36 protein-coding genes are annotated in these 25,961 nt (G+C 56.5%); all 36 read right to left on the bottom strand.

All coding sequences use genetic code 11. The features are described 5' to 3' along the window. Position 1 precedes the first annotated feature (1 nt). Positions 2-1,549: a phage terminase large subunit gene (gene terL / locus QHG98_07365; GenBank protein ID MDH7597536.1), complete on the bottom strand. Its 1,548-nt coding sequence runs from the start codon at positions 1,547-1,549 to the stop codon at positions 2-4. A gap of 254 nt (positions 1,550-1,803) precedes the next feature. Beyond that, positions 1,804-2,343, bottom strand: coding sequence for a hypothetical protein (locus QHG98_07360; GenBank protein MDH7597535.1), 540 nt, complete (start codon positions 2,341-2,343; stop codon positions 1,804-1,806). A gap of 111 nt (positions 2,344-2,454) precedes the next feature. Further along, the gene (locus QHG98_07355; protein MDH7597534.1) at positions 2,455-3,210 is read right to left on the bottom strand and encodes a ParB/RepB/Spo0J family partition protein; all 756 of its coding nucleotides are present in this window, start codon (positions 3,208-3,210) and stop codon (positions 2,455-2,457) included. 108 nt (positions 3,211-3,318) lie between these two features. Continuing rightward, a complete protein-coding gene (locus tag QHG98_07350; GenBank protein MDH7597533.1) occupies positions 3,319-4,083 on the bottom strand; it encodes a hypothetical protein in 765 nt (254 codons plus the stop codon). 42 nt (positions 4,084-4,125) lie between these two features. Further along, a complete protein-coding gene (gene nrdD, locus QHG98_07345; GenBank protein MDH7597532.1) occupies positions 4,126-6,846 on the bottom strand; it encodes an anaerobic ribonucleoside-triphosphate reductase in 2,721 nt (906 codons plus the stop codon). Positions 6,847-6,894: 48 nt separating this feature from the next. After that, the gene (locus QHG98_07340) at positions 6,895-7,299 is read right to left on the bottom strand and encodes a hypothetical protein (protein ID MDH7597531.1); all 405 of its coding nucleotides are present in this window, start codon (positions 7,297-7,299) and stop codon (positions 6,895-6,897) included. 12 nt (positions 7,300-7,311) lie between these two features. After that, positions 7,312-8,307, bottom strand: coding sequence for a thymidylate synthase (locus QHG98_07335; protein MDH7597530.1), 996 nt, complete (start codon positions 8,305-8,307; stop codon positions 7,312-7,314). 35 nt (positions 8,308-8,342) lie between these two features. Continuing rightward, positions 8,343-9,143 (bottom strand): hypothetical protein, encoded by an 801-nt coding sequence (locus tag QHG98_07330; protein MDH7597529.1) that lies wholly within the window; start codon positions 9,141-9,143, stop codon positions 8,343-8,345. Beyond that, positions 9,143-9,313, bottom strand: a complete 171-nt coding sequence (locus QHG98_07325) for a hypothetical protein (protein ID MDH7597528.1) — start codon at positions 9,311-9,313, stop codon at positions 9,143-9,145. Before QHG98_07325 ends, QHG98_07330 begins: the two co-directional genes overlap by 1 nt. Continuing rightward, positions 9,297-9,545, bottom strand: a complete 249-nt coding sequence (locus QHG98_07320) for a hypothetical protein (protein MDH7597527.1) — start codon at positions 9,543-9,545, stop codon at positions 9,297-9,299. The genes QHG98_07325 and QHG98_07320 overlap by 17 nt, the downstream gene beginning before the upstream one ends. After that, positions 9,545-9,886 (bottom strand): hypothetical protein, encoded by a 342-nt coding sequence (locus tag QHG98_07315; protein ID MDH7597526.1) that lies wholly within the window; start codon positions 9,884-9,886, stop codon positions 9,545-9,547. Before QHG98_07315 ends, QHG98_07320 begins: the two co-directional genes overlap by 1 nt. Before the next feature lie 317 nt (positions 9,887-10,203). Beyond that, complete coding sequence (locus QHG98_07310) at positions 10,204-10,476, bottom strand: hypothetical protein (GenBank protein MDH7597525.1); 273 nt, start codon at positions 10,474-10,476, stop codon at positions 10,204-10,206. Between the two features lie 14 nt (positions 10,477-10,490). Further along, positions 10,491-10,667: a hypothetical protein gene (locus QHG98_07305; protein MDH7597524.1), complete on the bottom strand. Its 177-nt coding sequence runs from the start codon at positions 10,665-10,667 to the stop codon at positions 10,491-10,493. 2 nt (positions 10,668-10,669) lie between these two features. Next, positions 10,670-10,903, bottom strand: coding sequence for a hypothetical protein (locus QHG98_07300; GenBank protein MDH7597523.1), 234 nt, complete (start codon positions 10,901-10,903; stop codon positions 10,670-10,672). Then, complete coding sequence (locus QHG98_07295; protein MDH7597522.1) at positions 10,904-11,536, bottom strand: hypothetical protein; 633 nt, start codon at positions 11,534-11,536, stop codon at positions 10,904-10,906. Positions 11,537-11,547: 11 nt separating this feature from the next. Next, positions 11,548-11,928, bottom strand: a complete 381-nt coding sequence (locus QHG98_07290) for a hypothetical protein (protein MDH7597521.1) — start codon at positions 11,926-11,928, stop codon at positions 11,548-11,550. Between the two features lie 5 nt (positions 11,929-11,933). Beyond that, positions 11,934-12,299, bottom strand: a complete 366-nt coding sequence (locus QHG98_07285) for a hypothetical protein (GenBank protein MDH7597520.1) — start codon at positions 12,297-12,299, stop codon at positions 11,934-11,936. Then, positions 12,262-12,678: a hypothetical protein gene (locus tag QHG98_07280; protein ID MDH7597519.1), complete on the bottom strand. Its 417-nt coding sequence runs from the start codon at positions 12,676-12,678 to the stop codon at positions 12,262-12,264. Before QHG98_07280 ends, QHG98_07285 begins: the two co-directional genes overlap by 38 nt. A gap of 24 nt (positions 12,679-12,702) precedes the next feature. Beyond that, positions 12,703-12,996, bottom strand: coding sequence for a hypothetical protein (locus QHG98_07275; GenBank protein ID MDH7597518.1), 294 nt, complete (start codon positions 12,994-12,996; stop codon positions 12,703-12,705). Then, positions 12,950-13,591 carry a hypothetical protein gene (locus QHG98_07270; GenBank protein MDH7597517.1) on the bottom strand — a complete coding sequence of 214 codons (642 nt, stop codon included), beginning with the start codon at positions 13,589-13,591 and terminating at the stop codon, positions 12,950-12,952. The genes QHG98_07275 and QHG98_07270 overlap by 47 nt, the downstream gene beginning before the upstream one ends. A 373-nt stretch (positions 13,592-13,964) precedes the next feature. Then, positions 13,965-14,414, bottom strand: coding sequence for a hypothetical protein (locus tag QHG98_07265; GenBank protein ID MDH7597516.1), 450 nt, complete (start codon positions 14,412-14,414; stop codon positions 13,965-13,967). Continuing rightward, positions 14,401-14,697 carry a hypothetical protein gene (locus QHG98_07260; GenBank protein ID MDH7597515.1) on the bottom strand — a complete coding sequence of 99 codons (297 nt, stop codon included), beginning with the start codon at positions 14,695-14,697 and terminating at the stop codon, positions 14,401-14,403. The genes QHG98_07265 and QHG98_07260 overlap by 14 nt, the downstream gene beginning before the upstream one ends. Next, complete coding sequence (locus tag QHG98_07255) at positions 14,687-14,980, bottom strand: hypothetical protein (GenBank protein MDH7597514.1); 294 nt, start codon at positions 14,978-14,980, stop codon at positions 14,687-14,689. Before QHG98_07255 ends, QHG98_07260 begins: the two co-directional genes overlap by 11 nt. Then, the gene (locus QHG98_07250; GenBank protein ID MDH7597513.1) at positions 14,965-15,480 is read right to left on the bottom strand and encodes a hypothetical protein; all 516 of its coding nucleotides are present in this window, start codon (positions 15,478-15,480) and stop codon (positions 14,965-14,967) included. The genes QHG98_07255 and QHG98_07250 overlap by 16 nt, the downstream gene beginning before the upstream one ends. 81 nt (positions 15,481-15,561) lie before the next feature. Beyond that, entirely contained in the window at positions 15,562-15,951 is a 390-nt protein-coding gene (locus QHG98_07245) for a hypothetical protein (GenBank protein MDH7597512.1), read from the bottom strand. Further along, positions 15,938-16,504, bottom strand: a complete 567-nt coding sequence (locus QHG98_07240; protein ID MDH7597511.1) for a hypothetical protein — start codon at positions 16,502-16,504, stop codon at positions 15,938-15,940. Before QHG98_07240 ends, QHG98_07245 begins: the two co-directional genes overlap by 14 nt. Before the next feature lie 12 nt (positions 16,505-16,516). Further along, positions 16,517-18,496, bottom strand: coding sequence for a minichromosome maintenance protein MCM (locus QHG98_07235; protein MDH7597510.1), 1,980 nt, complete (start codon positions 18,494-18,496; stop codon positions 16,517-16,519). Positions 18,497-19,596: 1,100 nt separating this feature from the next. Then, positions 19,597-20,937: a ParB/RepB/Spo0J family partition protein gene (locus QHG98_07230; protein ID MDH7597509.1), complete on the bottom strand. Its 1,341-nt coding sequence runs from the start codon at positions 20,935-20,937 to the stop codon at positions 19,597-19,599. A 92-nt stretch (positions 20,938-21,029) separates the two neighbouring features. Then, positions 21,030-21,353 carry an HTH domain-containing protein gene (locus tag QHG98_07225; GenBank protein MDH7597508.1) on the bottom strand — a complete coding sequence of 108 codons (324 nt, stop codon included), beginning with the start codon at positions 21,351-21,353 and terminating at the stop codon, positions 21,030-21,032. Positions 21,354-21,516: 163 nt separating this feature from the next. Then, complete coding sequence (locus QHG98_07220; protein ID MDH7597507.1) at positions 21,517-21,714, bottom strand: hypothetical protein; 198 nt, start codon at positions 21,712-21,714, stop codon at positions 21,517-21,519. A 280-nt stretch (positions 21,715-21,994) separates the two neighbouring features. Beyond that, positions 21,995-22,279, bottom strand: coding sequence for a hypothetical protein (locus QHG98_07215; GenBank protein ID MDH7597506.1), 285 nt, complete (start codon positions 22,277-22,279; stop codon positions 21,995-21,997). Then, on the bottom strand, positions 22,269-22,520 hold the full coding sequence (locus QHG98_07210; protein MDH7597505.1) for a hypothetical protein: 252 nt from the start codon (positions 22,518-22,520) through the stop codon (positions 22,269-22,271). The genes QHG98_07215 and QHG98_07210 overlap by 11 nt, the downstream gene beginning before the upstream one ends. Beyond that, positions 22,517-22,702, bottom strand: a complete 186-nt coding sequence (locus QHG98_07205) for a hypothetical protein (GenBank protein MDH7597504.1) — start codon at positions 22,700-22,702, stop codon at positions 22,517-22,519. The genes QHG98_07210 and QHG98_07205 overlap by 4 nt, the downstream gene beginning before the upstream one ends. A gap of 30 nt (positions 22,703-22,732) precedes the next feature. After that, the gene (locus QHG98_07200) at positions 22,733-24,166 is read right to left on the bottom strand and encodes a baseplate J/gp47 family protein (GenBank protein ID MDH7597503.1); all 1,434 of its coding nucleotides are present in this window, start codon (positions 24,164-24,166) and stop codon (positions 22,733-22,735) included. Positions 24,167-24,202: 36 nt separating this feature from the next. Continuing rightward, positions 24,203-24,850 carry a hypothetical protein gene (locus QHG98_07195; protein ID MDH7597502.1) on the bottom strand — a complete coding sequence of 216 codons (648 nt, stop codon included), beginning with the start codon at positions 24,848-24,850 and terminating at the stop codon, positions 24,203-24,205. Between the two features lie 82 nt (positions 24,851-24,932). Then, entirely contained in the window at positions 24,933-25,871 is a 939-nt protein-coding gene (locus QHG98_07190) for an interleukin-like EMT inducer domain-containing protein (protein ID MDH7597501.1), read from the bottom strand. Positions 25,872-25,961 lie beyond the last annotated feature (90 nt).

The following is a 25,961-nucleotide window of genomic DNA, read 5'->3' as shown; positions in this document are numbered from 1 at the left end:
GCTACCGCGGTCTCGTGATTATCAGTCTATGCTTCCCAGCGGGGCGGCGGTTGAACGTGTGCTGGATGTAGCTGATCGCCTGCGTGGTCATGTCCACCTGATCGTCGTATGCGCCAGCCGGGAAGTCGAGCAGCTCGCTGATGTAGTCGGGCGTCCAGTGCGCGTTTCTGATGTACACGTTCCCGGCCTGGAAATACGGCGTGACTGCGAACGCCCTCGCTTCCTTGCTCCCTGCAGGCTTTATCGGGATCACGCCACCAACGTCGCGCTGGAGCTCGTCGATTATGGCAGGCCCGTTCGCGGCGGACTCGATCAGCACCGCGCTAGTCGCAGGGTACTGCTTCAGCAGCGCCCGGAGCGTGCTGACGGTCTCTGTGAACGACATTTTCCGGCGAACGACTTCGTGCAGGTACATGTTCGGTCTGAGCCCCGCCCAGATACCTATCGCTACGTAGTTCGAGAGATCCTTCCCGTAGAAGGACGCATCGACGGATATAGCCCACACCGGCTTGTCTGCGTGCTCCGGCAGCTCGTCGTAGAACTGCAACCACTCCCGCTGGAATATCGCGCCCGTTGCGGGCGTCGGTCGCTGCTGGTACTGCGCCGCGAAGGTGAACGCATCGCGCTTGTGCTCTTCGATCTGCTCCGGCCCCTCGCGCGCAGGCCAGAGTATGTCCCCGGCGTGGCGCTCGACTATGACGCGTCCGTCCAGGGGCGATCTGAGCACTTCGTCGATCTCTGCGATCACAGGCAGCCTCAGCAGCGTCCAGCCGTTTTTTCGTATGACGCTGCCCACGAGATCGGCGGACTCGATCCCAGTTAGGAACCCCGTGAGGTCGTTCTGGTGCAGTCTCTGCTGGATCAGCACTATCGACCCGCGTGACTTGTCGTCCAGCCTGGAGAGAAACGTGTTGAAGAACCATTCGTTCACAGTCTCCCTTCCTGCGTCTGAGAGGGCGGCCATGGGGCTGGCTGGATCGTCGATCACAAGGCGGTTTCCGCCCATGCCTGTGACAGACCCTCCCGTGGAGGTCGCGTACATGAGCCCGCCGCGCGTGGACATAAAGACGTTGAGCCGGTCGTAGTCCGGCCTGATCACTGTGCTCCTTCCCCAGAGCGCTTGATAGTCGTGCGACTTGATCAGGTCTCTTCTCTTCCGCGACATATACTCCGAAAGCGCGGCGGAGTACGAGCTGAATACCCACTTCTGTGCAGGGTTGATCGCCCACTCCCAGCACGGCCACATGACAGAGACGAGCGTCGACTTTGAGTATCGCGGCGGGATGTTTATCGCCAGCCTGTTGATCTTTCCCTCTGTGACAGCCTGCAGATATTCGCAGATCAGCGTCATGTGCCAGTTATGCAGGTATTCGACGTTGGGCTCCACCATCCGCCACATCACGCGGACGAACGTCTCCAGGCTCGACTCGCACGCCCTCCTGATCGCAGTGAGACAGACTGCTCTGAGCTGATCCACCTCGGCTTCCGTGCGACACCTTGACAGTATCTGCTCGTACTGTCTGTCCACCTCCTCCAGGCTGCTGAGCATGTCTGAGATTTTACAATTTGCTGCTTTGGTCTTTGAAATCTCCGGCGTTTTTCTGGGTCGACGTGAATTTTCCGACGCCATATTTTACATTGTGTTGGAAATTCGACGGTCTGCTCTCACAGCGCCTTCCGTCATGCGGGTGCGCTGCATCAATGTGATAACCATCCGGAGCAGATCTTATCAATCTGCTGGGTCGCTGTGCTGAAACACCGGGATTTTTGCGATCCGGTGATAAATGTAGTGGAGCGGTTTTGTCAATCTGTTGCTCCGTTACCATCGTCCGCGCTCTGGTCTGCTGTCTCTGTCTCGCTCTTGCCATCTTTCGCTGTGACTGACTTCAGCATACGCTTGATCATTGCGTGCACCTCCTCCGTGGAAAGCGACGCAAGCGGGTCGTTCTGCAGCCCGACCTCGATGCGCTGCGTGCTCAGGAACCTGTCAGGATCGTCCAGTGGCAGGAACCGCGTCGCGTGCAGCAGACAGGTCATCAGGGCCTGCACGTTCCCCTCCATCGCTTTCTTGTAGAGCGAGTCCCACAGGTACGTCACTCTCACCCGCATCGCTTCACGGACTTTTTTATCATAGTTCTTGTGCCGGTTGCGATACTTGTCTATCGTCGCGTACGGGACGCCGATCGATTCGGCTGCATACGTCAGCGTGCTGCCCCTCCTCACAAGCTCAAGGAACTGCATACGCTTCGCCTGCGTGAACACCCACGTCTGGTCTTTTCTCCTGCCCCGCTTCGTCTTCTTCTGCTCCTTATTCGTGACATCTCCTATATCGCTCTCGCTCATTACATACCACCTGCTGATATCGATTTTACGAATTGTATCGGATAGTATATATCTTTTCGATTTTATGAGAAACCGACATGCTTCGCCTTCGCCTCCGGAGGATCTGCATTTTTACTCTTCTTCCTCCATCTCCGCAGCGATCTCCCTGATGTCTGCGAGTGCGCTTTCGATGCGTTTCTTGATCTCCACTGACCTATCGCGCGCCATCTTCATGGACTTGAACGGGATCCTTATCACGGCTGCCGGTCTGTCGTGCACCACAATGAACGTCAGGAATTCGTCTTTTTCCATGATCAGAGTTTTTGCTATCTCTTTCGCTATCTTCAGCGCCATATCCTGGATCTTCGCGTTCCTCATCGCTTCAGCGTCGCGTCTGGCTATGTCCTCCTCGGTGACTTTCGGCACCAGCAGCGTCCACGGGTTCTTGTGCAGATCCAGCTTCGTGGGGTCGAGGTCGAACTCCCGGATCTTTCTGATCAGCTCGGACTTTCTTATCGTCCCTCGGATCAGGTTCATATTGTTTACAAGGTTGAACATGTCCTCCCTGGTCTCGATCCTACCCTTGTAGAGCACGACAGGCACTCGCTTCACGCCCAGCGACCGGAGCGCGTTCACGCGGTGGTGTCCTGCGATGATCGTGTAGCGGTTCTCGTCTTTCTTCGTCACCACAGGCAGCTCGATCAGCCCACGCCGCTTGATCTCGTCCTGCAGGCGCGTGAAAGTGCTGTCGTCCTCCTCGTTCGCAGAGAATACGTTTGATTCGAGCTGGTCTATATCCACCTCCAGCAGCTCGACCTTTCTCGTGATCTCGACTTCGCTCACACCCTGTTCGGTTCCAGACTGGCTCTCATCGAGTTTGTCCTCCACCAAACCACCTCAGAGATACTTTTTTGTGGAACATGATATATATTTTCCCCACACTTTTCTGACGTGCTCTCCCCAGTCGACGGGCGCGGCGTATCTTCTCTCAAGCGTTCAGAAAAACGAGAACGTGACCTGCTCCGGTTTCTTTTCGCGCTTTCCAGGCGTCGCCCTCTTCGGCTTCGTCTCTGAGAAAGTCGGCGGCGCTAGGACTGGGAATGATGGCGGGACTATCGGCGATTCATGCACCTGCTTTCTGACACCCTCCCACCCGATCCTGTGCACCTCGGCTCGCAGTCGGTCGTGGTCGCGCGGATGGCCACAGAGGATCGTATGCCATCGCCCAGATCGCTTGCCTTCGAGCGGGTGCATATCTACAAACGGCTCCCTTGGGCCTGCGAAGGGAGTTCTGTCGACCGGTCTCCTGAGATCTTCTTCGGGAATCTCGTGCAGGTGCCAGATCCATGCTGTCACGTTTGCGGCGGCGCCTACTGGATCTATGAGCTGTGGTACTGCCTGCTTCGTGCGGGCTACTGCTTCGTCGCGGTAGCCCTGCTTGAACAGCTCGCCTATTCGCTCGTAGTCGCGGTTGTACCACGAGTACGAGAATTTGCCATGATATGTCTCGACAGAGAGAACCTCGCTGAATCGATCGATGTCGTCGCTGTGGATGATCTCAAGAATCCATGACACGTCCTCTCTGCGCGGCAAAATGTCTTCAAAAACGCCACGCTCGAATAATCTAGCGAAAGCGCTCTGCGTAAGCCTCGCGCGGGCTGCGAGCAGTCCATCCAGCCAGCCAAGCCTGATGGACTTCACTACTAGCGATTTCCACACTGACTGGCTGTATCCTTCAATCACTTCGTACTTCGATGACATAAAAATATGTGTATCTGGAAAGTATATATAAGTTACGACCTCTCAGATTCGCACGTCGCTGACCCTCGTGCGGTCTCGGAGCTCCTGCTTCTTCGCTTCGTTCCAGCCGCTGACCGCCTGCAAATACCCGGTGATGCGGCTGATCTGGTCGACGTGCTCAGACCCACACAGGCTGCACCTGTCGTGGAGCCCAGGCTGGATCGAGTAGCAGTTAAGGCACACAGTCAAATCCCTAGTGAAAGCGAAGTAACCTATCTGCGTCTTCGTCGCCAGGCTCAGCCCGAACCGCATCAGCGCTTCTGGGTCGGGATCACCTTCCCCAAGGAAGATGTGAAAAATGTTTCCACCGTCCAGTATCGGGAAAAAGACGTGCTCAAGCTCGACCCTCCTCTGGAGCGGGACGGGCGCGGACACGTTCACGTGCGTCCCGTTCGTGTAATAGACTGGCAGATCCATGCCTTTCATCGCTCTCGCTCTCTCGACATCGCCCCTTACGACCGTCGCAGCTTTCTTCCCGAACCGGCGGTCACGCAAATCAAGCACTGCGAACCTCTGCGCCACGGTCTCGGCGGGCGTTCGAGCGAGCGCTATCTGCATCCCATGCTTCCGGCTGAGCTCTGCTGCGTACATCTTCATCTCTGTTATCGCCCTGATCGCCAGCGCCCATGCGTCTCTCGACTCATGGAGCTGCTTCCCGGTGTGGTACTGCACCATCTCGTTGATTCCCACGACACCTATCGTGTAAACGAGGCCATCGAGATCGACTGCGATCGCACCCGGCTCGCCAGTCGAGGGGTCGCGCGGGCGCTGCGTTGCGAATGGCATCCTGTCTGCGCCCAGTGCCATCTGCATGAGCTTCTGCTTCGCTGCGAACACCTCCACAGCGAGATCCATGAGCTGTTTCAGCGTCTTGATCAGCTTCCCATCGTCGTGCTCTGCGATGTAGGCAGCGCGGGGACAGTTCAGCGTTACAACCTGCCACGATCCCATCGAGAAGTGCTTCCCGTTCCGGAAATATAGCTTGTCGTGGAAGTCTTTATCATTATACGCAGTCGAAGAAAATTGATAGGCACAGCAGTTCCCGACCACGATTCCGTCGGCGGTCGCGAAGTTGTGCACGTCCGCCACATCAACGAAGTCGTAGACGTACCCATCGTACCTGTAGCGCTTGACGTTTGCGACATGCATTATCGTCGCCCTGGAGTATGTGCGGTGCAGGACTATCATCCCGTCACCCTCGCGGACTTCTCCAGCGCTGGTCTTGATCGTCGCGCCGTTCCTGTGAACGAACACAGGATGATCAGGCGTCGCTACCAGCCTGCGATAGCCCGTGTCGAGATGGATCGAGACTATATCGCCACGGTACCTCCTTCGCACGATCCCGCGCACGTTTCTGCGTGCGACTGTGAGAGACTTTACGTCCACCCCGAACACATCGAAGTTCACGTCGACGTACTCCCCGCCCGTGATGTCTGTCGTGACCTTCCCTATCGTCGCTGCCTGCTCGAACAGGTTATGAAACGTCTCTATCTTTATCACGCCCGCAGGCGTCTGGATCGCAACACGCGTCCCGCTTGTGAGACACTGGTAGCACGATATCCCCTCTCCAGCGCCACGGTATTCAGGGAGCTGGTTGTCGAAGTAGGGCGCGCCATACTTCGCTGCCAGCTTGAACGCCAGTAAGTACAGGTCTCTGTATGCCGGCAGGTCGGGATGGGCTGCGTTAAACGCTTCGTCCTCCTTCATAAAGTCAGGCTCGATGCTTATCTCCGGCTTCGGGAAACTGAACGGCTTGCCCCAGTAATCCCCCTCCAGCATGACCTCCATCAGAGCTTTGAAGGAGAGACGGACTTCTCTCTCAAACTCTCCATAAACGCGAAGCGGCGCCTGCTCTCCATTCCACACCCGGCCCTTGTAAACGACTGGCTTGTCTCTCCATATCTTCGGCACCCCTGGAGTGAGCTGGACTGAGGAGAACACGAGCTGCCCGCCGCGCGCGACCATCATCTGGGTCATCTCGTACACAAACATCTGCATGAGCTGCTTGATCTCGTCATAGCTCAGCCCCTCCAGGTACGGCGCCACGAAGGTCAGGAAGTTATAGAAGCCCTGTCCGCCTGCGAAGTTCGTCTGAGCGCTGCCCAGGGCCTTCACAGCGTGCAGGATCGCAACCTCAGGCCGCTTCGCAGGGCCTGCGACGGACGCTTTATTACCACGCCCGTCCGGCATCAACCCGTAGTAAAAGAAGTATCTCAGATCATGATCCTGGCAGAAAGGTCTCGTCCCGAAGTACTCCAGGTCGTGGACGTGGATATCTCCGGAGCGGTGAGCTTTCGCCAGCTTCTCCGGCAGCATGAGCAGGTACTGCTCTTTGCAGAGCCTGTCCGCCTTTTTCTTGTGCGAAGTCTCGGCGTTGTCCTGCAGGTTCGCGTTCTCGTTGTGCTCGAACCCTCGACCGAGATCGATATCGATCGCGTCTGCCAGCGGCACACCCACGCGCGTGCTCGCATTTTTCACGGCGATCAACCCGCGTTCGAGCAGCACGTTGTTCACGACCTCCCGGATCAGCGCGCCGGTCACGCACTTCAGGCCTGTCTGCCTGACCCGACGCTCTGTCTCGTCTGCAATCTCCTTGATCAGATCTTTCGAGAGCGGTTCAGCCCCGAACAGCTCAGATGCGAGTTCGGAGTCCGCTGTGAGCTGATCTATTATTGCTTTCTTGTTCCATTCAGAGATACTGCCGTCGCTACGAGCGACCTTCATTTTTATGCACCTCTGCAAAATTTAATCTCCGCCCTGGGGGGGCGGCTTTCACAGTCTGATCAGCTTACGCAACCTGCTCGCCACGGATGGAGGCGGCGCGGTCTGTGGTTCCGGAGCCGGGAGCTGTGGACGGGACTGCACTGCTGTCGTGTGCATGACCAGCTCTCTGAGCCACGCCACCTCTGCAGCGCGGACGTTCAACAGCTCCCGCGCGTGCTCAAGGTCGCGCTTCAGCGTCGCGACCTCCTCCGCGAGGCGTCGCAGCTCTTCGTTCGCTTCGAGCGCGACCCGGAGTTCCTGCTGGAGTCTGGAGATCTCGGCGTCTTTCAAGCTGCAATCTTTTCGAGCTGATTCCAGCTCCAACTTCAGCGACCGGATCTCCTCCATCTGTCGCAGGCTGCACGCTTCGAGCTCTTTCAACACCCTGTTCTCTTCGTCCGACCTTTTTCTCATATGTGACTGTCTTCAGTCCACATAGATATGAGCGTCGGCTGCCATGATCCTGAGCTTCCCAGGAGTCCTGGCGACGTTCAGAGCGACGTGCTCAAGCAGCTTCGCCAGCCCGTACATGTTCGCGGGCGCGGCTCGCTGCACGTCCCACGACCGGAAGAATGCGGTCAGGTCGAGCATGTCACGCTCCATGACGCTGTCCCTACGGGCCTGGAAACACAGAGCGATCAGGCACGGCGCATGACGCCCTCGCGCGGACGTGCACGTGTCCCTCACAGTCTTCCACGTCGTGGCGACGGCGCGGCGCGTTGTCGGGCGGTCTCGCATGAGCTTGATCGCCCGCTCGATCTGGTTCACTTCGCCACCGCAGAGGCGTTCGCCATACGTGTACGAGAACCCGCGCCGGTCGGGATCGAGGAGCTGCTTCGCGTACTCTTCGAGCGCGGGCATGTCCCATCCTGACCCCCGGATGGGCCACCCCTCAAGCGGCTTCTCGATCTCTATGCCCAGACCGAGGACTCGCATCGCTCTGCGCCCGTCCTCGTCTATGAAGGACGTGCCCTGGCGCTGGACTATCGAGACTGCCCAGCTCCAGGCCGCCTCAGGATATATAAAGTCGTTGAACAGCATACTGCTTCCCAGCATCAGACTGAATGTGTTGTCTATTCCATCCACAAACGCCCGCATATCGCTCTGTGTTGTCGCGGTGAACGTCCCTGTGCTTAGCTTCGCGGTCGTTCCCTCGATCTCGATGCAAATATCTTTCTCCGCGACGCTCAGAGCTGCGAGGGCGTGATTCAGGTTGAGCCCGAACTTCACGTCCTCAGAATAGTCATATCTGTCGAACTCGTCGCTGTCGACCTCCACATAAGCAGCGACCGCGTGCTGAGAATCCATAGCAGCGAGCTCAACGAATCTATCACTGACATGCACCCTCGCTCTTGTCATGAGCGGGTACAGCGCCTTGATGGCGGTATAGAGCTTTCGCGCCTTGATCTTTCCACGGAACATTATAAACACCTCGAAAATAAATAGACACCTTGTGTCTACCTTCCGATAAACACAAGGTTCTCGCCCACGTCGGGGATCTCGTGATCGATTCCGTTCCCGGCGAGCCTGTATTTCCCGCGCGGGACTGCGAATCCCTCGGCGTCGTGCACGCTGTCGTTGAACCTGACCTTGAACGCCACCGGTGCTTCGGCGAACTGGTAATGATCGTCAACGGGCTCAAGTCTGTACCCGCGCCACGCTATGGCGGTCGCGCGGGGCAGTCTCTCGGTGAACGTGCCCGCATCGTCGTTCACAAGGCAGATGCCATCGCCCCAGCGGTCGATCTCCCAGTCCTCTCTCGGTGGCAGTTCCACCACGATGGGACTGTTGATGGTCTCTGTCACTGCTCCCCAGTACACCGGCTCCCTGTCGCGGAACCATGCGAGCTTCGGCGTCTCGACCGCGAGCCTGACGGGGTCTGTGTCAGCGAGATCGAATCCCGCCGGTATCAGAGAGCGAGCGCGGTTCAGCACGTCCTGCACGACATACCCAGGCACGTGCTCCATGACATACCATTCCTTGACTACTCTGGAGCGCCCTGGCCTGAGCAGGCCCGCAGGCGGGGCTGCGTTCGGATCGCACGCCAGAGCGATCGCGTGCTTGTCGTTTCTGATCACCAGCCAGCCAGTCTTCTCGACTGGCTCTATCTCGCAGACCTTGTGCGAGATGTAGGGAGAGTTCAGGCGGTCGAACGTCCACCTGAACCCTCGCGCGTCGACCACCAGCTTTGTGCTGGAGAGCGGGCTGTCTTTCGCGTCGAACAGCCTGCTGACTGCATACATCTTGATCTGGCTCATTACACCACCTCTGAATGTGCACGAAGCACGCGGCGTATCGCGCGCTTCGCCTCCACCCTCATCTTCGCGAATTTGGTCTTTCTCATCCCCGCTGGGATGTCTTCAAGCCCCTCTGTCAGCACTTTGAGCGCCAGCTCAAGCGCCTCCCTGACTTCAGGCTCCAGACTCATTTCCATCCACCTCATCGAGCCCGAACAGCTTCACATACTTATCGATCGCTTCGCTGCCCTCCACCTGGATCACTGCTTTCCAGATCTTCTGGAGGGCTCGGCGCGCCGCGTGCTGTCTGTGCAGCGCGATATATTCGCGGTCGCCAGGCTGCCCTACATTTTTTAAAATGGCGCTGAGGGCGCCATGCGCCTCAACGAACGCCTCTACTACGACAGGATCGAGCTCTGCCATCACATTGCCCTCCTGTTGTACTCGTTTACCCATGCTACTTGGAAGTCTACCCTCTCTGGCAGGGAGAGATCTCTCGCATATATGCTCTCCCTGGCGCGGATCGCAGCGAGTTTCGCAGCGTCCATCTCCCAGAGCATGTCGCCATACATCGCGGCGACACGCTCGAAGTCACGTCTCGCCCGCTCCTCGACGCTGAGCGATGCGTCGACTGTGAGCGGGTTGTCGGGCCTGATCCCGAACTTCTCGCTGTATTCAGCAGCGGCGTATCTCAGAGCCTCAGCAGCTCTATCTTCGGTTCCAAACAGGTTCACAAGTTTTTGACCAAACTCGAATGCGTTCATACGAACCTCCTCGGTTCTCGTTTTTACAATACTCCCTACGACTTGAAAGTATATATATGTTTCGACCATAAGGAGAGAGAAATCGCCTGACGCTCCGGCCACGTAAAACGTGTTATAGCAAAGGATCTCTCCATAGCAGATAGGAGAATATTGCTTCCGGCGAGAAACCTGCTGGAAAAAGAGATTACACGACCTTTGCTGATATCGATTTCCCAGAAGAGCTGTGAAAAATAATGTGTGATGTGGTCTGCGACGTGTGTCGCCCGGTCGCTGTCTGCTGACAGCTTTGACCGCGTGCTAGTCGTTGTCAGGGGCGGTTACGATCCACCGCCGCCACCGCCCTCCAGGGTGGTGATGCGAGTTTCATGATCCGCCAGAATGTCGGCGACGGTCTCGCCCTCAGGTATCTCGCCCACAAGCTCTTCGAGATCGTCGATCGCTCCCTGCAGCGCTGTAACTGTGCTCTGCAGCGCTGTCAGGCTGCTCTGAGCCGCCTCGATCGCCTGCTGAAGCTGGTCGATCAGGCCCTCAACGAGGACGTTCTTTCCCACACGCTGTGCGGTTGCGGGCGCTTTCTCAAGTACTACCATCTGATACCCCCACTCTACCTTGCCTTGTTTCGCGATATATTGTTTCTTCCACGTTGCGCGGCGCTCTCGCTTCTGAGACGCGCCATCCAGATCTGCTCAAGTTTCTCCCTGCAGATCTCCATCAGATACTCGATGTCTTCTTCGCTCCAGTCGTTCAGCACCTCCCGCCAGTCGATGTCCGTAAATCGCATTCTCACACCCTCACGAGCTTTGCGACCTTGACACAGAGCAGACGGATGTACATCTCGTCCCCGCTGCTGCACTTCGTCCACTCGTCGCAGAGGCGATCAAGCTCCCTCTGTGCTTCCACCGGAGGCATCTCTGTGTACAGAGAGAGCATGTTATCGCCGTCCATCCTGATTATGCTGCCCGGAAAGCTCTCTGCGAGCTCATCGAGGATACTGTCATGGCAGAGCAGCCCGACCATCTAGACACCCCACTTCTTCTCGATCTCTGTGCACAACCCAAGCCAGTCACCAGGCGTGGGATACGGCTTTGTCAGGTTCACATACGAGTCCACAAGCGCCTTCCCGCGCAGGAACACGGTCTCGTTGTCGAGCGGTCTCCCGAACCTGTCGGTCGCGCGGATCTTCGCAACCAGCGTCATGTTGCCCTGAACGAGAATATGCTGATCCAGATTCTCGTTCTGGTCGTCCGGGCGAATGTAAAGCGTGAAATCTCGGTTTCCGCTGAAGTTCCCTGCGATCTGTCTGGCTTCATACGTGATCGTGTGCCCTGCGCCCCTAGCGGTAACCACGTACTGGTCTCCGTACCCTCCCTCAGCTTTCGCTACGAACACAGATGTGACCTTTGAGAAGCCCTCCGACCACTCGACTTTGTACGTGTATGCGAACTCTCCAGTGTCGACGCCGGCAGTCTCTCCAGCGTTCGCAGAGCTGTGCGTGCTGTAGATCATACCCTCTCCGGTCGCGCGGAACTCGATCACGTTCGCGTCTGTGAGCACCAGCGCGGCGATCAGACCAATATACAGCACCGCGATCGCGATCGCTATGTGCTTGTACGCTCTGCACTCCCTTCTGGCTGCGATGAGGTCTATCATCGCCACCTCGCTTACTTTATCTCTTTCTCCAGCCTGAGGATCAGCTCAGGATCAACAACAGTCGCCAGCGCTGCCCTTATGCAGGCTGCTTTTTTCGCTATCAGCGCATCGAGCCCGACGGACTGGAGTTCCCTCTCGGCCTCCTCCTTTGAGAGCTTCATCAGCTTCGCAACCATGTCTGCCGCGTTCTGAAGCTCAGACTTTTTCTCCAGAAGCAGGAGCAGGCGCATGTTGTCCTCGATCGCCAGCGATACGACTTTCTCCACCTGTGTGTGTCGCTCCATGAGAACGTCGTACTGTCTCGTCAGCACGTTGTACCGGCACGCCATCAGCGCCATAATCAGCGCGCCCACAGCGAGGGCTGTGATGCATATCATCGTCAGGAACTCCACTGCGATCACCTGCCGGCCCTGGAGAGCTCGAAGAACTTCTTGTCACGTCCCGGAATCCTGCCCAGGAGCTTCGCCATCAGCAGCGGGTCGGGATAGCCCGGATACCTCGCTCTGTAGGCAGCTCTGGTTCTCGCTATACCGTCCCCGTCGACGAACATGATCCAGCCACGGTTGACCGCGTCCTCGATATCAGCGTCGGTCGCCGACTTGAACCATGTCAGTGGCAGCACAGACTTGACCCCAGCGACGGTCGCCCTGACTTCGTCGGGGAATCTGCATATCCCGTCCTTGCCCAGCCACCCAGCGCCGACCAGCTTGTCGTATTCGCTGCCCTCAAGCTCGATCGTGTTGCTCTTCACTTCTGAACTCATCCCGAAGCTGATCTTTCTTTTCGCCATCCACCACCACCTTACACAGTCTCAAGAAATCTGAGAATCGTAGCATCGCATACGCAGTCTCCCGGTTCCGGCGGAATACGAGGAGCGGGAGCAGCCCCTCCCTCGCAGCGTTCGCTTCGCACTGCTTCATCGCGTCCCATACCCTCAACCGCTCCTGTCTCTTCGCTTCTATCGCGAACGGGAACCTGGCCCGGACTGCTTCTGAGAGCTTCAGGTCGCACCCAGGCACGCTCGCAGGCGTGGAGATGATGTCGTTCTCAGAGACGCCCAGCTCTGCAATCAGCGCGGCGCGTATCTCGTCCTGGAAGGCGCGACCCTTTGACTTTCGCGATCGCGTGGTTTTTGCTACCATATCCAGAGAAGCACAAAATATTTTTTAGCCCTTCCGCGCCTCGTACATCGCTGCATACAGCAGTAGCGTGTACGCTATCGTGTCGATCGCCTTCTCCCTGATCTCCTCGACTGTGAGCGGCGTGCACTTCATCGCCGCGTCCCTGAGAGACACTATATGCTTCGACATCAGCGCGAAGATCGCCTCCTCCCTGTCGCACCCAAGCAGCCCGGCAACGAGATCGAAGTTGTGGAACCGCTCGTCAGGCGTGGAGTACTCGATCTCCTTCCTGTCAAGAGTTTCCTTCACGGCCCCAAGCAGCTCGTCGACGATCGTCATGAATCTTCTCGAACACCCTGTCGACGATCCCGGATATCTCTGCTACGATCTCTCGTTTCAGCGCTTCGAGACCCACCGCAGGGGTCGCCCTCGCAGCGGATTCATCACTGCATCTGTAATACTTGTACATCCTCCCGCCCTGGACGCGGCACGTCGCGCCAATCCTGTGCGCGTACTGGAGACGCTTCAAAACTACCCGCCTGAAAGCTCTTGTGTTTTTGACATGGTACTCCCTGGCGACGATACCCGCGAGCTGGACGGGTGTCAGCGCGCCCTCCTCGGTGTCAGGGAGGAACTTCACAACGTCGCGCCACCCGATACTGATCTCGCTCATCGCTTTCCGCTTCGACATCCCAACGGAGGACTCGCTCGGTTCGACTCCCGGCTCCCTCCAGTATACGCAGAGCGGCTCGTCGGGCGTTCCAGCATCCCTATTGACCAGACCCTTCGTTCGCAGATGGTATATGTGTGTGTAGACGTTCACTCCCTTCCATCCAGCGAGCTTCGCCGCCCTGGCGATATCCCTCGCGGTGGCGGCGTTCTCTCTTCCAACCGGCACGAATCTGAGCAGGTCTAGACTCTTCACGAGAACCACCAAAAGAGTGCCCGCATCGAAAATATATATACTTTTCTGGAAAAAGAGATTATGCGACCTTTGAGGATTCTGGTTTCCAGCCCGCCTGTGACATGCAGGGCCGCGAAGCCGTGCTACTCCATGTCACACAAGCACATTAAAATTCATCTCAGCGGATGAATATGTTTTTGGCCCGTGAAGGCTGGGTGTACGCGCGGGGAGGGGCAAATTCACATATCATATGGAATGAACCTGGTCGCAAACCGCAAGATTCAAGTGTTTTGTGTGCGCCACTGAAAGTGGCCATGGCCATACCAAGGCAATGCACATCAGACATGCCCTAGTGCGTATCCCGATGAAAGGGGAACTGAAAAAAGAGGATGGCCATGGCGTCTTACGACATCCACGTAATGTCCACCACGATCCTGATGCACTGCTCGTCATACAGTCGCATCTCCATGTGCTCGATGAATGCGTCGACCCACATCGTATCTGCTGCGTCGACATCGTCGACGTTGATACCTATCTCCGGCTCCAGAAACTCGACGTGGCGAGAGATCCCGTAGTCGTATACGGTCGGTCTTCTGAGCGTCGCCACCGCGCTGAGTGATACCCTTTTCGCGGTTGTGATGCACTGCTCGATCTCGTCTCTGTCGACTGACTCAAGCGACTGCCCTGGCCCAGGCTCGAACGCCCCATTCCTCGACAGCAGGACTGTGATCTTTCCCTGCGCTTCTGTCTGCGATCGCAGTCTCCAGCACTCCCATCCATTGCGCGGGCTCAGGAGTCTTCTCATCATCTGCACCACGGCTGCCCGCTGTGGAGACAGCTCATGCTGAGACATCTTCGCATCCTCCAGCCCATATGCCCTTCGCTTCGTCTATGGCGGCTTCGAGCTCGTCGGCTGAGACCGTTCGCTTACCACGGTTTCTGAGGGAGACGAACCCCCGCTCCTCCATGACATTCAGTACCACGTCCAGATCGAGAGCGAGTTCACAAGCGATCTCTCCTGCAGAAACGGTGCGCGTTCCAGCCTTTAGCTGCTGGTCGATATATCGGTTGATCTCCCATCTGGCTACTTGTACAGGTACGTCCCTGACCACGATTGCAGTGGTGTCATCGTGCATCTGACGATCCACCTCGACGCCAGTAGCGGTTAGCCCTTCCGCAGAGCTTCTTCTCAGCATGCCCATGCAGGCACAGATACGTCAGGCGATTATAGACTGCCATCGACAGTTTCTCATCTCGCTTCAGCCTGTGCTTCTTCGCTACAATGTCTGCGATCTCTGCAGGGGTCAGCGCCCCGTCCTCGCTGGCGGGCAGGCAGTCGAGCACGTCCTGCCACCCGATCGGGACGCGGTTCAGGCGCTGTCTGTATCCCTGCTTGACAAACTTCAGATGGCTGACCATCGCAGTTCACCCCCGAAGCTGGGAACTGGAGGGTTCGTGATTAGCTCCCTAACGACGTCCCGCAGCTTGAACCAGGCTGCGTTACGTGTCTCCCCGCGCGTGTGCACTGCGAACACGTCCGACTCTGCAGGCATCCTCTCAGTGATGTGCCCTGCAACGTAGACCCTGATGGGCTCGTCTGCAACGTCGCGGTACGGAGACTCCACCTCGGCCCATCCGCCCATGACAGGTGGTTGAAAGTCTGTTGTGAGATGCACGTAGAACCTCCTGCCCTGGATCAGTGATCTGAGTTCGTCGCGCGCGCTGAGCAGTGCGTCGATCCCACACCCTCCATCCGGGAAGCGCGCGAAAATCGTGTAGTGAGGAGGCGCGCCAGTGTCCCGGCTCGGCTGGATCGAGAGCTCGGTTCCCGGAGGCAGATGGCGGCGGGCGACCCACATGATCAGTGGGAGAGACTGCACCACGCCCCAGAACTGGATCTCAAGCAGCTCAGTCTCCATCTGCCTGAAAGCCAGCTCCCAGCGCGCTGTCGCATCGTCGAGCTCCCTGTCGATCGCGGCGATGTCGTTGCGGTTCGTCGTTCACACCTCCACAGACACAGCGCGGCGATCTACGAGCACAAACCAGCATTCGGCGCCGTACATCAGTATCGCCCCGCCAAACACGAACGCGATCGCTGCTGACATCAGATCCCCTGCAGCGAGCAGGCTGACGAACGTCAGCATGAACAGTCCGCCGACCAGGGCGCACGCCCATATCCTGGCGGACAGCTTGTTCGCAGGCAGTCCCACCAGCGACCCCGGAGGGCTGTAGTCCCCGCGAGATACGTCGTTCGCGTTCGACAGCTTCACCAGGCCAAGGATGCCCGCGATTATTCCGAGCACCCACATCCCGGTCACGAACAGCACGAAGGCTGCGATCAGAAACGCCAGGCCGAACCCGGCGTACAGATAGTATCTAAGCTGTGACATTCTTCATCAGCTCCTCCACTCTGCTTTTTGCATCTTCTGATAATCTATACTTCGTCCCGACCTTGCGGAGCCACCCTGCAGATATCATGCGTCTCAGGGTTGTCAGGACGTTCGTGTAGCAGTGCATGATCGCCAGCGAGATCTCCGACGCATTCAGCTCCCGGTCGTTCCACAGCAGGTCGACTATCATCGCCTCTGTGGACTTCAGCCCGATCGCTGAAAGTGCATGAGTTCTCGTCAGCGACCCGCACCTGCCATCGCGGATGGCTTCGTCCAGCGCTTCGACCACGTCGATGGTGCTGATGTCTTCTTTGAGCACGTACCTGCGTCTGCGCCCTGAGGCGTCGATGTGCAGGTGCGGCTGCAACGCTGCCAGCATCGGGTTCACCGTGTCGTAGATGTTCACGCGCGCGCCCTTTCGGATATCCGCGAGCGTTTGGGGCGCGCGGTTCTCGATCATGTACTTCAGCACCACCAGCCGCGATCTGTTCCCGCGCGTGTAGTCATCACGCAGGATCTTCCTCAATATTTCTGCTGCTACTTCTTTACTCATCACCATACCACCTCACACGGGCCTGTATTTTCCAGCCTTCGGCTCCATGATCCCACCAATCGTCACCATCTTCCTGAGAAGGTTCTCGGCTTTGTATCGGTCGATTCCCATGCGCTCTGCTTCGTCGAGGATATCGGTATGCGACGCCAGCCTGTCGGGCGACTTCTTCGCCAGCTCGGCGATGATCCTCTGCAGCGCGATGCTACGATCTGTCGCGGTCTTCGTCATCCCGACCTCGATCGCGTCTGCATCGAGCATTCCCGTTTCTGGGTCTATACCGACACCCCCCAGACATTTCATGAGAATTCTCGTTGCGAGCTCAGCGTCCTCCCCTGTCACGGTCTGGGACATCCTCAGGCGGGCGACGGCTTTCGCCAGTCGCACAAGAGCCTGGAGCTGTCGCGCGGTGACTGGCACCGGATGCGAGGCAGATCTGCACAGCCCGCGAATTTCCATGAAGCACTTCTTCAGTCGCGCTTTGGCGTCCTCGGTCATCACCGGCGATATGTGCTGTCGAATATACGCTATGTACTTCCTCAGCAGCTCCGGCTCGATCGCAGGGGCGGCGGTCTCGCAGTTCAGCATGTGCTCCGCCAGGTCGCTGTCCCGCGTCGGCTCCGGGCGGTCGTGGATCACGAAAATCAGATCGAACCTGCTCAGAAGTGTCGGAGGGAGATTGATCTGGTCTGCCACGGGCTCATGAGGATCGAATCGCCCGTACTTCGGGTTCGCGGCTGCGAGCACTGCACACCTGCATCGGAGCGTCGCGGTGATCCCCGCTTTTGCGATCGCTATGATCTGCTGCTCAAGCCCTTCGTGCAGGGCCTCCCTGTCGCGCTCGTTCATCTTGTCGAGCTCGTCTATGCAGCATACGCCCTTGTCGGCGAGAGGGAGGGCTCCAGCCTCTATAGTCCACTTCCCGTCCCCAGCATCGTCTTTCACTGCTGCTGCTGTGAGACCCGCGACGGTCACGCCCTTCCCAGAAGTGAACACAGCGCGCGGGGCGATCTGAGCGACGTATCGGAGTAGCTGAGACTTCGCCACGCCAGGATCTCCAACGAGAAGTATGTGTATGTCTCCCCTGCTGGTCGTCCCGTCGGGATACACTGTTTCCGGAGCTGATGCGAGCTGCAGTGCGATCGCCAGCTTGACATCCTCCAGCCCGTAGATCGAGGGCACGATCGAGTCCCTGATCTTCTCGATCAGGCGCGGATCGCGCGACAGCTCCCTGATCCTCGCGACATCTTCGTCTGTGATCACTATATCCTCGAAGTCCCGCTCGATCTGCTCCACATGCGTCGCCTCGATGTAGTGGTCGTAGTCGATCGTCTCGCTCGCCTTGCTCTTCGGCCCTTCCATGAGCTTCAGGATTCCAGTGATGCGAACTCTGTTCCCAGCGCCTATGTTCTCAACGAGCTCGCCCGTGAGTATCACGAGGATCGAGCGAGGCAGGTTTCCAGCGCGGACTCCCTCAGGAAACTCCTGGAGCACTATGAATCTGCTGTCATCTTTCTTCGACCTGTCGCGGTCGATCTTGAAAGGCCCTGCCCTGTCGCATCCCAGGCAGATCAGCCCTTCGTTTCTCTTCACCTGTCCCGCAGGGGCGTACATCCCGGCCCCACATCTTCTGCATATGAGATAGACTTCTGTCAGCGAAGTGTAAACCACACTGGCAGACCTCACAACGCCCTCGACCGCGATCAGTCTCCCTACATCTGTGCTGCGAATGCCCCCGATTCGGCGGACATCACGGGAGTTTCTGATCCTGACCCTGACAGCCCCTTCGAGATCGAAGGGAAAATCGTAGCTGTTCGCCGCAGCAGCGAGCATCGTGATAAAATCGTCTGGATGCTCGATAGCGTAATCCGCAACGTCGATATCGTATTTCTCAAGCTCCACGACATCGAACACTAGCGGCAGCCCTTTTCCTGCTGCATCGAGCAGCCTTCCACGGTATCGGTCGAGCAGCGCTTCGATCTGTCCATCCTGCATGATAGTTTCTCTGCCTAGATAGTATATATAGTTTTTGTGAATTTCTCTGTTGTAAGCATGTTTACATTTGTGTCGTCCACGCCGGTATGAAATTTGCGCAAAATCGTATCGATATGTGCACCGTTAGAGCATATCGTTTTTATGAGGCACCATTTACTGATGTCGATTCCTTGCATCGTCTCTAGATGCTGTTTTTTAAGTTCCATCACTATTTTGTCAGGTTACGGTCATGAAACTACCTCGAAAATGACGTATTAGATCGTTCGTTTCATGAAAATGAACATTCTTATACCTTATTTCATGGAATTAACGGTTATTTAGAGATTCGTTAGAAGTATTTTGAGATAGATATGTGTTTATGGATGCGGTTTAATGTGCTAAAATCAAGGTGTTACGATTCTGAAAAATCGTATCGATATGTGCGCCGTGTTTAGGAGGTGAGAGATCCTTCTGATATCGATTTTACACTGTGGTTGAGACTGTTTTTATTGATAGCGATTTTTCTTAGGCTTTACTGATAGCGATTTTGATTTCTGTATGTCTTTCGTGACACTGATTTGCCATGATCCTCGTTCTTTAGTAATACTTTGATTGTTAATCGTATCGATAGGCGCGCACATAACGCACATATTAGAGATAAGAGAGAGATAGAGAGATAGAGATATAGAGATAAGCAGTCGAGCTCTAGCTCTCGCTAGATATGATAGAGAGAGTTATAGCTAGTATATATACTTTTCTCGATAAACTGGAATTATAATTTCCATCGCATGAATGGCCTCGTGGGCGTGGTGGATTGCCGGAATATGTGCGATATGTGCGCACATATTTACCTTAAAGTGTTACATGGTCTAAAAGGAGCTCTATTATGCCTCAGATTCCATGGTAGTTTTCCTTTTTGTATACACGGTTTAGGAAGTCAGAAATGGTAGTTTCGGTATATATCATGATCATTCATATCAAATCGTGCTTTGCTTATATATTCGCGACCGCCTCAGAGCGAATTTACCATGAAGAATTGCCTTGGTAGCACAAAGGAAGAAAAAAGTATGTAGAAACCGGTGCTACTGGAGAAGAATCGGTAGCAGCGGCCTCTGCACTGGCTACGCCCATGCCACAGCGTATTTCAGCCTGGAGAGCGTCTGTGGCACTTCGTCGTTCACGACCTGCTCCGTGGTCGCTCCAATGAAATCTCGACCGACAACAGCAGCCATCACGGTCATCAGCGCTGGATCTGCTGAGCTCTGCACCGGGATGCATGGATCGAGCACTTTCTCACCCGGCTTCGTGAACCTGGCAACCACCTGCAGCGACATGTCCTCTATGCGGGACAGTCTCGTATACGAGCGGCTGATCACGTCCCCTCCCGGAGGCGGCACGGCGTCGCCCTTCGCGTAAAACACTATCGGCTTCCACATGTTGTTTACGCGCGGTGCTGCTGGTTTTTCCACCAGAAAGTCCGAGACAGAGCGTGGCACAAGCTGCACGTCCGGCTGAGCGCTCGATGCGAGAGTATTCGCGTACACCCACCTGACTGCGAGACCCTGTGGCGTTGCGGATATCGCGTCGCTGAGCTGTGGCACCGAGACCTGTATCACAACCCTCCCGCGCTCGGATATCGCGCTCTCGGAAAGTCGCAGGAATTCGGAGAAGTCCTGCCGGCTGAATCTCTGCACTGAGAGATCCGAGAGCACGACATCGACGGGATGCTCAAGCCCCGCGAGGGCTTCGTGCCAGTCGGCGCGCTGGATCTTCGCGGTCGGCTCTTCTGCCACCTGCCGTTTCAGCGTCAGGTGCTGCTTCACTGTCTTCACCGCGCCGATCCCCACCTTTTCGGGCTGGTCAGCGAGCTTCTTCACTATCTCCCTGACTGTCTCAGGCCCTTCGGACTTCTTGACTTTGACAAGCTCCAGCGCTTCGACCTTAGGCAGGTCTATCTGCTTGATCGTCTCTTTCACGTCCGGAGGGAGTTCTTCAGCGATCTGGATATCCTGCTGGATCGTGCGCGGCGACACCCCGATCTTCTTCGCAGTGTCTTCAGCGAACGACTCCACGCCCTTCCTGGCCTCCCGGAAGGCTTCGCTCTTTCTGTCTCCACCATGCGCGGCCACCGGAAACAGCATCTCGTAGATCTCTTTTCTGCGTCTCAGAAACTCCCCGCGCTCGACATACGAGAGCTCAGAGCGTATCAGGTTCTCGTCTATCTCTACGAGTTCCTGCATCAGCGGCTCGACATCGAGCACTTCCACCTCCACCTCGTCCATCCCAAGCTGCTTGCAGGCTTCAAGTCTGTGCGCGCCAGCCAGCAGCGTCCCGTCCCTGCGCACGAGAATCGGGTGCAGCATCCCAATCACCTTGATGGAGTCCGCGATCTGCTGCACCTTCTCAGGGTTCACTGCACGCTTTCTGACAGGGACTTTAATATCTGCAATTTTCATCCGCATATTATATGATCTCATGATCTCCTGGCTAATAAATATTTTCAATAAAAGAGAAATTATGAAAAAAAAATGTAATCAATCCGAAATGTTTTCGTCTAGATCGGCACCACCAGCCTGACGTACTTTTTTCTCATGCTCTTCGGGTCTCGCCCCGTCTCCACATATCCCTTCAGGTTCTGCAGGAGTCTTCTCAGTGTATACCTCGACACGTTCATCTCAGCAGCGAGCGCCCCGAACGACATCTGCCCTCCGGCTTCATCAAGCAGCTCAAGAACTCTCTGCTCCCTCCTTCCGAGCTCAGCGACGTGCTTTCCCATGAGGGCGAAGATCTGCTCCCTCATTTTGCAGTGCGCGTCAGTGTTGATCTCCAGCTCACCGTGGATCTCCCTGATCTGCTCTTCGATGGCAGAAACCCGCATCAGCAGGTCACGTAGAACGGCGCTGTGATCATCGAAAGCGTTATATCCAGAAACGACACCATATGCTATTGCCGGCGGATGCGATTCGCGGGGGCGCGTTTCGCACGTTTCTTTTTCCATGCTACCACTTCCTGAACTTCATGAGAAAAGAGAGTTCTGGATATTATTTATTGGTTGCGATCAAATCCTTCAAAACTTCGACCCGCTCCGCAGCATACACCCCCTCACCGCACATATCATAAGCGGTCATGAGCTCATCGCTTCTTATCACCCCCCTCGCTATGAGCACATCGCAAAGCGCGTTTATAAGCCGCTTCGCCTGGCACTTCTCAGAGCACTGTGTGCGTCTGTATAAATCCATGACTTCCTTGATCCCTACGGGTTCTTGAATATCTTTATTCAAATACCACCCTCCATTTCAGGTCACGCTGAATTCGACCCGCACCCATAAAAAAGTTTTGTATATTCGATACTACCAGCCACCTCGGCTCTTTCAGGAACTCATTGCCCTGAATGTATATATAGTTATTCCCATGAATCGACATGCGTTCCGGCCACGTAAAATGCGTTATAGCTCTGGATCTCTCCAGGACAGATAGGAGAATATTGCTTCCAGTGAGAAAACCAACTGGAAAAAGCGATTACGCGACCTTTGCTGCTGCTTGTTTTCCATTACGCGCCGTGCGTCTTCCCAGCAGGTATGCATGGAAGGTTGTGAACATCGTCCCAGGCATCCACCGGCTCTTCTCTGCTGAGCGGTCTCGACGGATGATCCCGTTGTCCTTCCACATGCGGGTGTACTTCTTGAACCGGTCAGGGACTTCGTGATGCTCTTTGATGTGTGCCAGTGCATCGAGCATATCGTCTATAGAGATGTTGTACCTCAAGCATAAAGTCTGATAGAGATGATACGGGTTATGTGCCATCCGTGTAGGAGTATTTTTCTGTAGTCACATATATATTCATTCTCCCCTTACCACGCATCAACAGGCACGCTCTCTCTATGTACCCGTACTTCCGTAGGCTCTTCAGGGCGTTCCTGATCGTGGTCTCAGTCCATCGTTCGCCAGTGTGCTCTAGCAGCGCTCTTTCAAGCTCTGGAGCGGTCATCCCGCCCGACCTCCGTATCATCTCAAGCACGAGCTTCTGGTTCCGTGTCAGCGTCATTGCTGCGTCCGGATGATCTGGTGCGTGCCTATGTACGCTGAGGACAGCGCGAACACTCCCGTGATTGCGGATGTCTTCACCTCGGTCGGGATATCCTGCAGCGTGCAGATGAATGCGGTGAACGCTACAAGAATCCCGACGGTCAGGACGCTCTTCAGCGAATCTATCATCTCTTTGTCCACCTTCTCACCTCCCTCATGTGATCTCGACCCTCATGTGATCTCGACGTTCACAGGCCCGGCGATCACGCGCTCGTCTGCTTCGAGACCGTAGCTCTGCCCTACGCTGTAGAGCGTCGTGTCTTTGATCGTCACGTTCAGAGATATCACCTCGTCGATGCCCGTGATCGGCGTCTTCGTCTCGTAGTCGACGAACACCGCCTGCAGCACGTCTGAGTACTCAAGCCTCTCCCCGATGCGGTAATCGCCGAGCAGCGACTGTATCGAGTTCTCAAGCTGCGATCTGAGCGCGGACGTTGCCCCTGAGAACGCTCTGACTTTGAGATACACCGAGACGGGAACCAGCTCGGCGGTCGTGTACAGGAAGGGATAATCTCCCAGGCCGATGAGGACATCGAACGACCCCTCACCATCATACGAACTCGCAGTCACCACCTTCGCCAGCGTCTCGCTGCTCTCAAGCGTCGCTTTCACGCAGTACCCGGTCGGGACTGGCGCGGGGATGTTCACAGTCGCGGTTCTCTCAGCCCCAAGCGTATCGGTGTACGTCAGCGAGAGCGTGACATTGTTCAGCAGCGGCTCGGTGCACCTGACCCATATGTACCCGCCGGCGGAATCGTCGAGGGCGTATGCCTGATACAGCGGCTTCAGGATCGCGGTCTTGACACCGCAAGCGGTGATCCCTGCCGCGATGTTCTTCTTGATCTCGTTGCATATGGCGTCGACATCGTCCAGCGGCCCGTTCACTGGGTCGACTGTGATCGTCACGTCTCCGAGCCCGATCGGCTGCACCCCTGCCTCCCTCACGAGCCGGTTCCCGTCGGAGTCGGTCAGGGCTTCCAGGTGCTCTTTCACGAGCTGCACTGTCGCCCTGCCTGTCGCTATTGGCGCGTATATGTATCTCTGTCTCAGCGACTCGTCGTCCTCCTGGTCAGTCCCGCCAGCCATGTCGTACTCGTTCGTGACTGCGTCGATCCCTGAGACGGGCGTCAGGATCAGCGTGATCGACCCCGCCGCCACGTTGTACTTCGCGCCCTCCTCGACAGCTACGATATCGACGTATACGTGATCCATCCCGGCCTCCAGGACGGCGTCCTGCGCGGTCTCGAATAGGTACATGTTCCCATCGGCGTCATACGCACCGACCTGCGTCCCCTTCGGGATCGTGATATCTCTCGTCGGCGGGACGATGCATGAGAACTTCACAGTCCCACGGGCCTTCGTCCCCTGATCCCTGCCGAAAGGCAGTCTGTCTTTCACCAGCGCGTCCAGCGCAGCTCCAGTCGCTGTGAGCACGTTCAGCTCCTTCTCCTTCTCTGCGATCAGCTTCTGCAGAATATGAAGCTGAATCGCGATCGACTCGTTTATGACCGTGTTCGGGGAGTACTGCGAGTAGTCCCGCATCAGCGGGTGGAGCTTCATCTGGATCGCCTGGAGCTCCGCCTTGATGCGTTCTATGCTCTTCACTTCTATCAATTCTACCACCACATGATGTTACATCAGTCACAGAAACAGCACGCAGCACCAGTTATACGTCTCCCCACGGGTGACTGTCACATAGAAGTTTGTGCTGTTTGCATACAGACCGGAAACGCTTGCACCGCTGGCAGTCGGTACTATAGAAATGATATGTGGGACTGCACCCAGATTATGTGCAATCGTCTGGGACGATCCGGTACCGGTGCTGCTTCCTGTTGCTACCATGATTGGCACGACACTCCCAAGTGTATGCAAGGCTGTAGATGCGTGATCGCTCTGCTTCAGGTACGTCCCCTGTGCTTCGGACTTTGACAGGTACGTATCCTGAGCATCTGTCTTCGACAGGTACGTATCCTGAGCGTCTGACTTCGACAGGTACGTATCCTGAGCGTCTGACTTCGACAGGTACGTATCCTGAGCATCTGTCTTCGACAGGTATGTGCTCTGAGCGTCGCTATCGGCCAGGTACTGTGGCAGCAGGTCGAACCCGATCGGGAACCCCCTCGGCGCCAGGTACGGTGAGACCTTCATGAAGATCTTCATTCTCTGAGGCGGATCAGGGTCACATCTCAGAGATTCGATCACGAGGTCCTTCAGCTCAGGTATCGACTCCTCGAGATCTCGCCTGAGGTGCGCCTCGAGCTTCAGGTTTGTCTTAAGATCTCCTATCACGATTCTACCACCTGGAGGTCTACTCCGACCTGGAGACCGAGGTTGCGATATGGCCTTCGTGCCGGAGAAGCTGACCTTTTTACTACCGCATGGGACCCGCCTTCACTAGCGATCCGTTCGAGAGCACATATACCGCGAGATAGCAATATGCGAGCGTGTCGTCGTCAGTGTTTCCAGAATATGCCTCGAAGCCAGCCCCCTCCCAAAACCCTGGAACTCCGATGAGCGCGTACGCGCTGCGATACTTGAAGCCCGACGATAGAAATAGCGAGCGTGTCCCTCCGCACCGAGCGATCTGGTATGGCAGCGGCGACGTTGTGCGATTTTCTCGCGGCTCGTCGTACGTCCCGATTGCGACTATATAGTTCTGATCGTAGCTTGCCAGCTTGTTCGCAAGTGCCTCCGCGTTCGACGAACTCCCGAATACATCATATGTGCCCGTGAACACTACCTGAAGTGTGTTTCGATCGATCACAACCAGCCCGTACGATCTCCCCTGCTCCAGAACTCTCGTCCCGTTCACCCAGATACCGCGCCCGAACTCGTTCACTTGCGACGAAAGCCCTACAGATCTGACCTCTATCGTCATAATGACAGAGAGTTTTTCGTTGACCGCGCTGCGCACCGCCTTCTCCGAGGGGATGTTCGAATCACTGCCCGGGTTACCAACGCTTGTTACGACCGGCACCACCGTGCCAGGCGTATGCAGGCTGGTGGATGCGTGATCTCTATCGGCCAGGTACTGTGGCAGCAGGTCGAACCCGATCGGGAACCCCCTCGGCGCCAGGTACGGCGAATGCTGGTGCTCCGTGATCGGTTCCGTCCCAAGCGTGTACAGCCCTCCGCCGTGCAGCGTCAGGTACGTGTACTGCCCATCGTATGAGACATCTGTGATCCGGAAGAACTTCTCAGCACCGCCCTGCACGAGGCGGACGATCAGCCCCGGCCAGTACTGGCTTCTGTAGTCCCCGACCATGCGGACTGTGTTCTCAGACCAGTATCCCCACAGCTCGCTCGTCATGTCCCCTCTCCAGCGCCTGGAAACTGCAGGGCCTTCTTCATGTTCTCGTACATCTTCGACAGCACCTCCAGCGTCGCGCGGTCGACGTTG

Source organism: Methanothrix sp., from assembly GCA_029907715.1.
Taxonomy (GTDB): domain Archaea; phylum Halobacteriota; class Methanosarcinia; order Methanotrichales; family Methanotrichaceae; genus Methanothrix_B.
The sequence above is the reverse complement of the archived record's forward strand: the minus strand, read 5'-3'. Positions and strand labels throughout refer to the sequence as shown.

Coding starts and splice junctions, on each gene's coding strand:
- terL (MDH7597536.1), bottom strand. CDS start 1,549: ATGCTCAGCAGCCTGGAGGAGGTGGACAGACAGTACGAGCAGATACTG.
- QHG98_07360 (MDH7597535.1), bottom strand. CDS start 2,343: ATGAGCGAGAGCGATATAGGAGATGTCACGAATAAGGAGCAGAAGAAG.
- QHG98_07350 (MDH7597533.1), bottom strand. CDS start 4,083: ATGTCATCGAAGTACGAAGTGATTGAAGGATACAGCCAGTCAGTGTGG.
- nrdD (MDH7597532.1), bottom strand. CDS start 6,846: ATGAAGGTCGCTCGTAGCGACGGCAGTATCTCTGAATGGAACAAGAAA.
- QHG98_07340 (MDH7597531.1), bottom strand. CDS start 7,299: ATGAGAAAAAGGTCGGACGAAGAGAACAGGGTGTTGAAAGAGCTCGAA.
- QHG98_07335 (MDH7597530.1), bottom strand. CDS start 8,307: ATGTTCCGTGGAAAGATCAAGGCGCGAAAGCTCTATACCGCCATCAAG.
- QHG98_07330 (MDH7597529.1), bottom strand. CDS start 9,143: ATGAGCCAGATCAAGATGTATGCAGTCAGCAGGCTGTTCGACGCGAAA.
- QHG98_07325 (MDH7597528.1), bottom strand. CDS start 9,313: ATGAGTCTGGAGCCTGAAGTCAGGGAGGCGCTTGAGCTGGCGCTCAAA.
- QHG98_07320 (MDH7597527.1), bottom strand. CDS start 9,545: ATGGCAGAGCTCGATCCTGTCGTAGTAGAGGCGTTCGTTGAGGCGCAT.
- QHG98_07315 (MDH7597526.1), bottom strand. CDS start 9,886: ATGAACGCATTCGAGTTTGGTCAAAAACTTGTGAACCTGTTTGGAACC.
- QHG98_07310 (MDH7597525.1), bottom strand. CDS start 10,476: ATGGTAGTACTTGAGAAAGCGCCCGCAACCGCACAGCGTGTGGGAAAG.
- QHG98_07305 (MDH7597524.1), bottom strand. CDS start 10,667: ATGCGATTTACGGACATCGACTGGCGGGAGGTGCTGAACGACTGGAGC.
- QHG98_07300 (MDH7597523.1), bottom strand. CDS start 10,903: ATGGTCGGGCTGCTCTGCCATGACAGTATCCTCGATGAGCTCGCAGAG.
- QHG98_07295 (MDH7597522.1), bottom strand. CDS start 11,536: ATGATAGACCTCATCGCAGCCAGAAGGGAGTGCAGAGCGTACAAGCAC.
- QHG98_07285 (MDH7597520.1), bottom strand. CDS start 12,299: ATGAGTTCAGAAGTGAAGAGCAACACGATCGAGCTTGAGGGCAGCGAA.
- QHG98_07280 (MDH7597519.1), bottom strand. CDS start 12,678: ATGGTAGCAAAAACCACGCGATCGCGAAAGTCAAAGGGTCGCGCCTTC.
- QHG98_07275 (MDH7597518.1), bottom strand. CDS start 12,996: ATGACGATCGTCGACGAGCTGCTTGGGGCCGTGAAGGAAACTCTTGAC.
- QHG98_07265 (MDH7597516.1), bottom strand. CDS start 14,414: ATGTCTCAGCATGAGCTGTCTCCACAGCGGGCAGCCGTGGTGCAGATG.
- QHG98_07260 (MDH7597515.1), bottom strand. CDS start 14,697: ATGCACGATGACACCACTGCAATCGTGGTCAGGGACGTACCTGTACAA.
- QHG98_07255 (MDH7597514.1), bottom strand. CDS start 14,980: ATGGTCAGCCATCTGAAGTTTGTCAAGCAGGGATACAGACAGCGCCTG.
- QHG98_07250 (MDH7597513.1), bottom strand. CDS start 15,480: ATGGAGACTGAGCTGCTTGAGATCCAGTTCTGGGGCGTGGTGCAGTCT.
- QHG98_07245 (MDH7597512.1), bottom strand. CDS start 15,951: ATGTCACAGCTTAGATACTATCTGTACGCCGGGTTCGGCCTGGCGTTT.
- QHG98_07240 (MDH7597511.1), bottom strand. CDS start 16,504: ATGAGTAAAGAAGTAGCAGCAGAAATATTGAGGAAGATCCTGCGTGAT.
- QHG98_07235 (MDH7597510.1), bottom strand. CDS start 18,496: ATGCAGGATGGACAGATCGAAGCGCTGCTCGACCGATACCGTGGAAGG.
- QHG98_07230 (MDH7597509.1), bottom strand. CDS start 20,937: ATGCGGATGAAAATTGCAGATATTAAAGTCCCTGTCAGAAAGCGTGCA.
- QHG98_07225 (MDH7597508.1), bottom strand. CDS start 21,353: ATGCGGGTTTCTGCCATCGAAGAGCAGATCAGGGAGATCCACGGTGAG.
- QHG98_07220 (MDH7597507.1), bottom strand. CDS start 21,714: ATGGATTTATACAGACGCACACAGTGCTCTGAGAAGTGCCAGGCGAAG.
- QHG98_07215 (MDH7597506.1), bottom strand. CDS start 22,279: ATGGCACATAACCCGTATCATCTCTATCAGACTTTATGCTTGAGGTAC.
- QHG98_07210 (MDH7597505.1), bottom strand. CDS start 22,520: ATGACGCTGACACGGAACCAGAAGCTCGTGCTTGAGATGATACGGAGG.
- QHG98_07190 (MDH7597501.1), bottom strand. CDS start 25,871: ATGACGAGCGAGCTGTGGGGATACTGGTCTGAGAACACAGTCCGCATG.